Here is an 11389-nt window from a genome sequence, read left to right as displayed (position 1 = left end):
CATGTGCAAAGGGCAGCGGCTTCGTCCGACTGCCCTTGCCTGCAAAGTATTCTTTTTCCGATACAACGCTCATCTACGTAACAACGCACCATTCCAACCGGGGTACAGACCCCATAAAGCAGGAGGGATGTCATTGAAAGCCTTATTTGAGAAAGAGAAAAATTACTGGAGTCATAAGCTGGAATCCGAGGATCGTATCATCTGCTTGCCATATACCAACCATGTGTCCAGGGATACAGCTGCAACAGATTCTAATTGTCATACGTACACGCTGACATTTCCATCAGAAATATCCCAAAGAATATCATCTATAACAGGTGGGGCTCCATGGGCTGTATTTATGGTTCTGCTTGCTGGAGTAGAAAGTTTATTGCATAAATACACAGGTGAAGAAAGTGTGCTGCTGGGCATTCCTGTAGCCAAGTCTGGCAACGGTGCTACCAAGCCAATCAACCATCTGCTTTTATTGAAAAATACGCTGGATTCTTCAACGACCTTCAAAACCTTGCTGTCTCAGATCAAAACCTCTGTCAGCGAAGCTATTGAACACCAAAATATTCCTTTTTGGAACTATACCGAGGGGCTTGAAATCCTACGTAACAAGGACGACAAGCCTCTTATCCACACCACGGCCTCCTTGCAAAATATTCACATTTCTGATTTTCTACATCACGTGCAATCTGAGCTGGATTTTCAATTTCAATGGGAAAATGCTGCAGTTTCTCTAAACGTGAAATACAGTAGCGACCGTTACGACCAGGTGACGATTGAACGCTTTGTTGAGCAGCTATTACGGCTGTATACCGTTGTTCTACATCAGCCAGAGTTGGAAATTTGCACAGCACAAGTGCTGTCAGAACAAGAAGTAGAGCAGCTGGTTCATACTTTCAACGATACAGCTGTAGATTATCCACGTGATGCTTCCATTCATGAATTGTTCGAGATACAGGCGAAGCAGGTACCACAGCAGGTGGCAGTAGTGTCTGGACCCAATAGCCTAACCTATGAAGAATTAAATGAAAAGGCCAACCGACTGGCTCATTTTTTACGTAAGCAGGGAATCCGTACTGAACAGACAGTCGGCATTGTAGCTGAGCGCTCGATTGAGATGATTGTAGGCATGCTCGCGATTCTTAAAGCAGGCGGGGTGTATGTTCCGATTGACTCTGATTACCCGGACGAGCGCGTGCGTTATTTGCTGGAGGATTCCGAGACCAAGATACTACTTGTACAAAAAATGGAGCATCGGCCCACAGATTTTAAGGGAATAGTACTTGACCTGAGTGATGATGCGATCTATGAAACAGATGATGCTGATCGCTGCAATTCCGTTTTGTCGTATGATAACGGGATGAGTACAGATACGGGTAATATGGGATATGTGGACTGCCTAAACCCACTCTATTCTATTTCTGCTAGTCCCGAACTTGCTTCTACTACAACTATCCCAACAGAAGCTACGCAATCAGAACAAGCTAAACCAATACAGCAGGTTTATGCAGCTGAAGAACAACCGAAGGCGACCGCAGCTGATCGATTGGCCTATATTATGTACACCTCAGGGACAACAGGCCAGCCCAAAGGGGTAATGGTGGAACATCGCAATGTCGTTCGTTTGGTGAAACATGCAAACTATGCACGTTTGGATGCGGACACGCGCATTTTGCAGACTGGGTCTGTTGTCTTTGATGCGTCCACCTTTGAAATTTGGGGGGCGTTGCTAAATGGTGGACAGCTTGTGCTAGTGAGTCAGGATGTCATTTTGGACGTGCTTAAGCTTAAGGAAGCTGTACGCAGCCACGGCATTACCACGATGTTTCTGACCACACCGCTCTTTAACCAGCTGTCTCAGCAGGATCTGGCGCTGTTCGAGGGGATACGGGAACTGCTGGTCGGCGGTGATGTGATGTCCGTACCACATATGACTCGGGTGCTGAAGGCTCATCCGTCCCTGCGAATCAGTAATATCTATGGCCCAACTGAAAATACGACCTTTTCCACAGTGCATGCGATCAACGGTGTGCAATCGGAATCTGTGCCAATTGGCAGACCGATCCATAATTCGACAGCATATGTCGTGGACCGTTCGATGCAGCTTCAGCCCGTCGGGGTATGGGGTGAGTTGCTAGTGGGCGGTGATGGGGTGGCACGTGGATACCGCAACCGTCCGGACTTAACGGCTGAAAAGTTCATCGATAGTCCGTTCCGTAACGGCGAACGCTGCTATCGCACCGGGGACCTGGTACGTTGGAATGCAGATGGGGCGCTGGAATACAAGGGACGGATCGATGCGCAAGTGAAAATCCGGGGTTACCGGATCGAGCTGGGCGAGGTGGAAGCGCAGCTGTTGAAGCTGGAGGTGGTGCGAGAAGCTGTTGTGACTGCACATGAGGATGAGCAGGGGCAAAAGCAGCTCTGCGCTTATGTAGTAACTCATGCGAATGCACAGTTAAGTGAGCTCCGCAGCGCTTTGAGCCGGGAACTGCCGGGTTATATGGTGCCGTCGTATTTTGTGCAGTTGGAGCAGTTGCCATTGACGCCTAATGGCAAGGTGGATCGCCGAGCTTTGCCTCAGCCGCAGGGAAGCATAAGCTCAGGTGCAGAATATGTAGCTCCTCAAAATCAGTTACAAGCACAACTGGTCAGCATTTGGAAAGATGTGCTGGAACTTGAGCGCATTGGGATTAAGGATAACTTTTTTGAAGCAGGAGGTCATTCCTTACGGGCGACAAATGTCATCTCGCTCATCCATAAGGAATTGCATAAAAATGTGCAGCTAAAGGACCTGTTCCAGCACCCAACCATCGAACAGCTTGCGCAGGTTATTGAAGCACTGGAGCAAACCACCTATGAATCCATTCCTGTTTCGGGAAATAAGCCATTTTATGCGGTATCCTCGGCTCAAAAACGGATGTATATTCTCAATCAGCTTGATGGAGCGGGAACTAGCTATAACATACCAGGCGCCTTGACATTGACCGGTTCACTTGATTACAAGGCACTGGATAACGCGTTCCGTCAGCTTATTAATCGCCATGAAACATTGCGCACAAGCTTTGAGAGCATGAACGGTGAACCTGTCCAGCGAGTACATGACGAGGTTCCTTTTCGCGTGGAGTTGATTCATGCCCACGGAGCTGACCAAAAGGAAACGGATGAGCTGGTGCATGGCTTTGTTCAGCCGTTTGATCTTGCGCATGCTCCGCTGTTCCGGGCGGGTCTGATTGAAACTGGGCCAGAGCATCATATTTTGCTGCTAGATATGCATCACATCATTTCGGATGGCACCTCTATAAATGTATTGATTCAGGACTTCATCCACTTATATGCGGGGGACACGCTGCCGTCGCTGCGCATTCAGTATAAGGACTATGCCGCATGGCAGCAGGAACAGCAGCAAAGTGAACGCTATCAGGAACAGGAAAATTACTGGCTCAATACCTTCGCAGGAGAGCTGCCAGTGCTGGATATCCCGACGGATTATCCACGTCCGGCGGTGAGAAGCTTTGAAGGAGATGTACTGGAATTTACGCTCGATCAACGGCAAAGCGAAGGATTAAAAGGCATTGCGATGCAGACCGAATCGACCTTATATATGGTGCTGTTGGCTGCCTATACGACTTTGCTTAGCCAATACAGCGGGCAGGAGGATATCATTGTCGGCTCGCCGATTGCGGGGCGGCCTCATGCTGATCTTAGCAGTCTGATTGGGATGTTTGTCAATACACTGGCGATCCGCAATTATCCGGAAGGCGGGAAAACATTCCGCGATTATGTACTGGAGGTCAAGGATAACGCGTTAAAGGCTTTTGAACATCAGGATTATCCTTTCGAAGAGCTGGTAGAAAAGCTGGGCGTGGATCGGGATTTAAGCCGCAATCCATTATTTGATACCATGTTTGCTTTACAAAACCTGGAGCAAACAGAGCAGCAGCTGGCAGAGCTGCAATTAGCGCCCTATCCGAGTGAACAAACAACGGCCAAATTTGATCTAAGTCTGTTCGCGCAGGAGGATGGGGAACAAATTGCCTGCGGTTTTCAATACGGAACCCGGCTGTACAAACGCGAAACCATCGAACGACTGGCTGTACATTTACAGCAGCTAATCAATGTGGTTATAGAACAGCCGGAGATCGCTCTTGCGGCTATAGAAATGGTTTCGGCCCAAGAAAAAGAGCAGCTGGTGGAGCAATTCAGCACTACAGCAGCAGACTCTCCGTATCCACGGGATCAATTACTGCATGTACTGTTCGAGGAACAGGTTGCACAATCGCCAGATCGACTAGCGGTCACCTTTGCGGACACACAGCTCACTTATCGCGAGCTGAATGAGCGTTCCGATCGTCTGGCATGTGTCCTTACTTCCCATGGGATACGGCGTGGGTCCGGGGCTCAGATACAGCGAGTAGGGATAGTAGCTGAGCGTTCCATTGAAATGGTCGTGGGCATGCTGGCTATTATGAAGGCAGGCGGGGCTTACGTTCCTATTGATCCCGAGTATCCGGAAGAGCGTATCCGTTATTTACTGGAGGATTCCGGTGCCGAGCTGTTACTGTCACAGCGACGTGAGCAGATTTCTTTTGAACCAGGTATTCCGGTTATCGATTTGAGCGATGCGCAACTATGGAGCAGCGAATTTGAAGGATACACTCATACTCATGAATCAGCTTCCATTACAAATGGGGGGTCTGCCTTAGATCTTTCGCATGTCATATACACCTCTGGTACGACAGGCAAGCCGAAAGGCGTTATGGTCAATCACCGTAATGTCGCACGGTTGGTGAAAGGCAATAGCTACGCCACGCTTGATGAAAATACGCGTATGCTGCAAATGGGCGCAGTTGTATTCGATGCCTCCACGTTTGAAATCTGGGGAACGCTGCTGAACGGCGGTCAATTATATGTAGTAAATCATGACACTATTTTGGATGCTGCCAAGTTCAAACAAGTGATGAACAAGTATCGTATTAACACCATGTTCATGACCACGGCTTTATTCAATCAGCATTCACAGCAAGACATTGAAGTGTTTGCATCCCTAAAGGAATTGCTCGTGGGTGGGGATGTGATGTCCGTACCACATGTTAACCGCGTGCTGAAGGAGTACCCGCAGCTTCGGTTGAGTAATGTTTATGGGCCGACAGAGAACACGACCTTTTCCACCACCTATGAAATTACAGAACCGCAAACTCAAGGTGTTCCCATTGGACGTCCGATTGATCATTCCACCATTTATGTGGTCAATCGTTCGTTAAAATTGCAGCCTGTCGGGGCGTGGGGCGAGCTCCTTCTCGGTGGCGATGGCGTGGCACTCGGGTATCTGAACCGGCCTGAGCTTACGGCAGAAAAGTTTATTGAAAGTCCATTCCGGCCTGAAGAATATTGCTATCGTACAGGGGATTTGGTGCGTTGGCGTGCTGATGGCGTACTGGAGTACAAGGGAAGAATGGATGAGCAGGTCAAAATTCGCGGCTACCGCATCGAACTGGGTGAAGTTGAAACCCGTTTGTCCACGATTGCAGGTGTGAAGGAATCTGTTGTTACTGTGCGGCAGGACGATAGCGGGCAAAAACAGCTGTGTGCATATTTTGTAACAGACAGCGAATTGAGCGCTAGCGACTTACGTAGTGTGTTATCACAGGATCTGCCGAGCTATATGGTGCCTTCCTACTTTGTGCAGCTGTCGAAACTGCCTTTGACACTGAATGGCAAAGTAGACCGTAGGGCACTGCCTGCACCTGAGCCTAATGTCGATACAGGTATGGATTATGTGGCACCTGAGACAGATGTCCAACTGGCCTTGGCTGCGGCTTGGGGAGCCATTCTGGGTATACAGAAGGTAGGCACACAAGATAACTTTTTCCATTTGGGTGGTGACTCCATCAAGGCTATCCAAGTATCGTCCCGCTTGTTTCAGGCTGGATACAAGCTGGAAATGAAGGATTTGTTCAAATATCCAACGATTGCAGGATTGAGCACATATATTCAGCCAGTTAAACGAGTAGCCGAGCAGGGTGAGGTTACGGGACATGTTGTGCTTACACCGATTCAGCGCTGGTTCTTTGAACAGTCAACGGATGAACCACATTATTTCAACCAATCTGTCATGCTCTATCGGCAGGAAGGCTATAACGAACGGGCACTTCGGCTGGCACTCCATCAGATTACAGCGCACCATGACGCCTTGCGAATGACTTTTCGTTCGTCGGAGAACGGATATACGGCATGGAACCGAGGTGTAGGGGAAGGCGAACCGTACCATTTGGAGTGCTTTGACTATAGGGATAGCGAAGTAATTGAAGAGAATTTGGAGAAAATGATTGAGGCTAAATGCAATGAAATTCAATCCAGTATTTCCTTGAGCGAAGGGCCATTGATGAGGCTCGGCCTATTCCGTTGCCCGGATGGAGATCATCTGTTGGTCGTGATTCACCATTTGACAGTGGATGGGGTATCCTGGCGCATCCTATTCGAGGATTTGGCGACAGCATATGAGCAAGCCGCCAAGGGCGAGCAGGTGATTCAGTTACCGCACAAGACGAATTCGTTTCAAACATGGGCCGAGAAGCTGCACGCCTATGCCAACAGCCCAGCGATGGAACGTGAGCGGACGTATTGGGCGGGGATTGCACAAGCGAAACCGGCACCTCTGCCGCAAGATTATGGACATAACGAGCACGACAAGCCATTGATTGGCGATAGTGAGTCGGTTACTGCTTTGTGGACACACGAAGAGACAGAGCAGCTGCTCAAGCAGGCCAATCGTGCCTACCGTACAGAAATTAATGACCTGTTGCTGACAGCAGTAGGAATGGCATTGCAAGCATGGAGTGGTCATGATCGTTTCCTAATTAATCTAGAGGGACATGGTCGTGAAGCCATTTTACCAGAGATGGACATTACCCGGACGATTGGGTGGTTTACAAGCCAATATCCTGTTTTACTCGATATGCCAAAAGAAACGGCTCTTTCGCAGCGAATCAAGCATGCGAAAGAAGGATTGCGCAGTATTCCGCAAAAAGGAATAGGTTACGGGATACTGAAATATTTAGCCGAAGTATCTCCAGCCCTATGTGAGGTAGATCCTGAGATCAGCTTTAACTATTTAGGACAATTTGATCAGGATATGAAGGGAAATGACCTGCAGTCGTCTCCTTATAGTGGAGGTATGCCACTTAGCCCGACTATGGCTCGGACGTATACGCTGGATTTTGGCGGCATCATTTCAGGAGGCCAACTGGGGCTGACAATTAGCTATAGTCGTACCAGCTATCGACCAGAGACGATCGAGCGATTGGCCAGTTTATTGGAATCGAGCCTGCGTGAAATTTTGAAGCATTGCATTCATAAAGAACATCCAGAGCTAACCCCAAGCGATATTTCCTATAAAGGAATGCGTGTTGAGGAGTTGGACAGCTTGTTGTCTGAGATGGGTGCTACGGGTGAGATCGACAATGTCTATACCCTGACCCCAATGCAAAAAGGGATGCTGTTTCACAGTCAACTCGATAGTCAAGCAGCTGCCAATGACGCGTATTTTGAGCAGGTTTCTTATGATATGCAAGGTCAGCTGGACATTCATGCTTTTGCAGAAAGCCTGAATACTCTAGTTCGGCGACATGAGGCGCTGCGTACACACTTTTATTTTGGACGGGATACGGAGCCTTTGCAGGTAGTGTATCGAAACCGGAATTGTGGCTTCTATTACGAAGATTTACGAGAGCTGGATAGCGATACAAGGGATACACAGCTGACCAATTTCAAGTTGCAAGATAAAGCACGAGGCTTTGATCTGCGTCGGGATGTCCTACTGCGTGTAGCGATTTTGCGCACTGGGGAAGATCGTTATCATTTTGTGTGGAGCTTCCATCATATTGTGATGGACGGTTGGTGTCTGTCCCTTGTAAACAAAGAAGTGTTTGAGAGCTATGCAGCACTTCGGGAGCGCAGAGTACCGGAGTTGGCGCCGGCAGTGCCTTACAGTCGCTTTATTGAATGGCTGGAAGCACAGGATCGCACCGCAGCAGCCGACTACTGGAGCAGCTATTTGTCCGGGTATGAGCAGCAAACAGCACTGCCAGTTGTAAAATCCGGTCGCAAGAGTGAAGGCTATATGGCCAGTGACTGGATGACGGATTGGGAGCATGAGCTGGCTCTCCGGGTGGAGGAGACGGCCAAGCGGTATCAGGTGACCATGAATACATTATTGCAAACCACATGGGGGATTCTCCTGCAAAAGTACAACAACCATAGTGATGTTGTATTTGGCAGTGTCGTCTCAGGTCGTCCATCGGATATTATAGGGGTCGAGGATATTATTGGCTTGTTCATTAATACGATTCCTGTTCGCATCCGTAGTGAAGCAGGGGAAGCTTTTGCGGAAGTTATGAAGAAAATGCAGGAGCAAGCGCTGGCTTCTCATGCGTATGATACGTATCCGTTGTTTGAAATTCAAGCACTGACCGACCAGAAACAGAATTTAATTAACCATATTATGGTGTTTGAAAATTATCCGGTGGATGAGCAGATTGAAGAAATGGGTAGTGACGGGCAGGAGTTATTATCGGTCTCCAACGTGACGGCTACAGAACAGACTAACTATGATTTGAGCATCGTCGTTATGCCGGGAGAAGGCATGAAAATTCGTTTTATGTATAACGCACTCTGCTTTGATCAAGCAGATATTGAACGTCTGCACGGACATTTTGTGCATCTGCTAGAGCAAATTTTGCTTAACCCGAATGTTTGCGTTGAAGAGCTGGAATTGGTTACAGCCTTAGAAAAACAACAGATTATAGGAGAATTTAATGACACGGCCTTAGCATATCCCTACAATCAGACGATCCAAAAACGGTTTGAGGAGCAGGTGGAACGCACGCCGGATCATATCGCCGTCGTTTGGGGCCAACAATCTTTAACTTACCGTGAACTGAACGAGCGAGCCAACCGCCTTGCACGGACTTTGCGCGCGAAGGGGGTTAAACCAGATCAGTCGGTAGGTATTATGGTATATCGCTCGCTAGACATGATCGTAGGCATCTATGCGATCCTCAAGGCCGGCGGAGCCTATGTGCCAATTGATCCGGAATTTCCGGCCGACCGCATCTGCTTTATGCTGGAGGACTCGGGAGCGAAGCTGGTGCTGACGCAATCGCGTTTAGCGGAGCAAGCATCGCTGAGCTTCGATGGCCAGGTGCTTGTGCTAGATCACGAGGACATCTATCACGAAGATGGCTCGAATCTGGAGCCACTGGCCGGACCGCACCATGTCGCCTATGTGATCTATACCTCCGGTTCCACCGGAAAACCGAAGGGCGTAATGGTGGAGCAACATTCCGTGCTGAACCGGATTTTGTGGATGCATGATCGTTACGGCTTAAGTGCGGAAGATACGATCCTGCAAAAGACCGCCTTCACCTTTGACGTGTCGGTGTGGGAGCTGTTCTGGTGGTCGATGGTCGGCTCGAAGGTGAGTCTGCTGTCAGTCGGCGGGGAAAAGAACCCGGAAGAGATTGTGGACACGATTGCTCGTGATGGCGTGAGCACGATGCACTTTGTACCGGCCATGCTGCATGCGTTCCTGGAGTATGTGGAGCAGCAACCACGAGAAGCGATGCAAGCGAAGCTAGGCACGCTGCGCCATGTTTTTGCCAGTGGTGAAGCCTTACCGCCACAGCATGTGGCCCGGTTCCAGCGGCTCGTGTCGAGCTTGGCCGGAGCGAAGCTGATCAACCTGTATGGTCCAACCGAAGCGACGGTGGACGTATCGTACTTCGATTGCGAGCCGGATGAGGAATATGCGGTTATTCCGATCGGGAAACCGATTCAGAACATTCGTCTGTACATCGTGAAGGAAGGCACAGAGCAATTGCAGCCGATCGGGGTCGCGGGTGAGCTGTGCATCGGCGGTGTAGGTGTAGCCCGAGGTTATCTGAACCGTCCAGAGCTGACGGCCGAGAAATTTGTGAAAGATCCGTTTGCTGGAGGCAAAGCAGGCTATGAGCGGATGTACCGTACAGGCGATTTGGCAAGATGGATGCCGGACGGCAACATTGAATATCTGGGCCGGATTGACCATCAGGTGAAAATTCGCGGTTATCGAATTGAACTGGGCGAAGTGGAGGCACGGTTGGCAAGTGTGCCGCTCGTGCGGGACAGCGTTGTTATTGCTTTGCAGGATGGAATAGGTCAGCAGCAATTATGTGCTTACTTCACGGCTGATGAGCAGCTGACTGTCCGTGAGATTCGAGCTGTACTATTGGGCAGTCTACCAAGCTATATGATTCCATCCGTATTCGTACAGATGGAGCGTATTCCGCTGACGGCCAACGGCAAAATCGACCGAAAAGCGTTACCTACGCCGGACACAGCGCTGCGCACGGGTATAGAATATGTTGCACCGCGAACCGACGTGGAGCAGTTACTGGCAGCCATTTGGCAGGAAGTGCTTGATATTCCACAAGTGGGTATCCACGATGACTTTTTCACGTTGGGTGGACATTCCTTGAAAGTACTGGAGCTTATACGCAAAGTTCACCTTGCCACAGGCATTGAGCTTCCTATACGTAGTGTGCTGGAGTTCCCGACCATAGAAGAGCAGGCGCTCACATTATTGAAAGCTGATCTGGAATACAAGGCTGATAGTCCAATCATTCGGTTGAATGAACACGGTCCGGTCTCCATCTTCTGCTTTCCGCCGATGCTTGGATACGGGCTGTCGTTTGCAGAGCTTGCGAAACAACTGGATCAAGACGCAGTCGTGTACGGGTTAGAGTTCGTAGATGATGCTGCGGATGAGCAGGCAATGTTGGCACGTTATGTTGATCTTATCGTCAGCACGCAAGCGCAAGGTCCGTATGTACTACTTGGTTATTCCATAGGTGGGAATCTAGCGCATAAGGTTGCCTCTACACTGGAGCGTCAAGGTCATGCTGTATCCGACATTTTTATGCTTGATTCAGTCAAAAGAACGGAAGCCCTGCCTTTCACAGACGAAGAAACAGAGCAGGAAATTCATGCGATGCTGGAACAGGTTCCTGAATCTTACCGCGAGCTGCTGAATGAAACGTACCAGCGTAAAATGATCGCTTATGCGGTGTATGGCAATCAGCTTGTGAACACTGAAAAGGTTCAGGCGAATATTCATGGTTTTGACGCCGTTGGATCGGAAACGGTGAAGGGCACAGGAGATAATCGACTTTTATGGAAAGACGCTACACAAGGAAGCTATGAAGAACATAGCTTGATTGGGAGTCATTATGAACTGCTGGAACCCGGATTTATCGAAGAAAATGTAAAAGGTATCCGTGCCGCGATACAAAAGATTACCCGGAACATGGACAAAGGCATGGCACAAGGTTTAACACATCATAATTCTTGAAAATCTACG

General features: G+C 49.1%; 1 protein-coding gene. It reads left to right on the top strand.

Annotated features, from left to right (window positions below):
• Positions 1-133 precede the first annotated feature (133 nt).
• Positions 134-11380: a non-ribosomal peptide synthetase gene (locus BN1546_RS25970; protein WP_090739282.1), complete on the top strand. Its 11247-nt coding sequence runs from the start codon at positions 134-136 to the stop codon at positions 11378-11380.
• Positions 11381-11389 lie beyond the last annotated feature (9 nt).

The organism is Paenibacillus sp. Mc5Re-14 (assembly GCF_001049835.1).
Lineage (GTDB): Bacteria > Bacillota > Bacilli > Paenibacillales > Paenibacillaceae > Paenibacillus > Paenibacillus polymyxa_C.
The sequence above is the reverse complement of the archived record's forward strand: the minus strand, read 5'-3'. Positions and strand labels throughout refer to the sequence as shown.